This is a genomic window from Cognatundibacterium luofuense (genome assembly GCF_018139685.1).
Taxonomy (GTDB): Bacteria; Pseudomonadota; Gammaproteobacteria; order Burkholderiales; family Burkholderiaceae_D; genus Undibacterium; species Undibacterium luofuense.
On sequence record NZ_JAGSPN010000648.1, the window covers coordinates 1 to 282 of the forward strand.

The 282-nt window shown below is 54.6% G+C and carries 1 protein-coding gene; it reads right to left on the minus strand.

Annotated elements, in window-relative coordinates; genetic code table 11:
• The coding region (locus tag KDM89_RS22025; protein ID WP_212689876.1) for a poly-beta-hydroxybutyrate polymerase N-terminal domain-containing protein at positions 1-251 on the minus strand (251 nt) is incomplete at its 3' end.
• Positions 252-282: the final 31 nt, after the last annotated feature.

The following is a 282-nucleotide window of genomic DNA, read 5'->3' on the forward strand; positions in this document are numbered from 1 at the left end:
ATCTGCTGCTGCCACGAGCGTTGTAACTCCATTTGCTTGCCAGGTGCAAAGGACAGATGTAAGCCCCAGTCCAGCCAGGCCAGGATCACGCTGGCCGGAGAAATGCCACCAGTCCATTGCGCAAGTTGATTTTGCAAAGCCAGGTCTAGCGGATGCACCGATGCCTCCCGGGTCAGATAACAGATGCTGTCAGGCTGAGCTGGTGTGGGTGGCGCGCTTGAAGTGGATTGGTTTATGGTGGACTGATTCATAGTGGCTCCGGTTTCTTGCTGTGGTTTCATT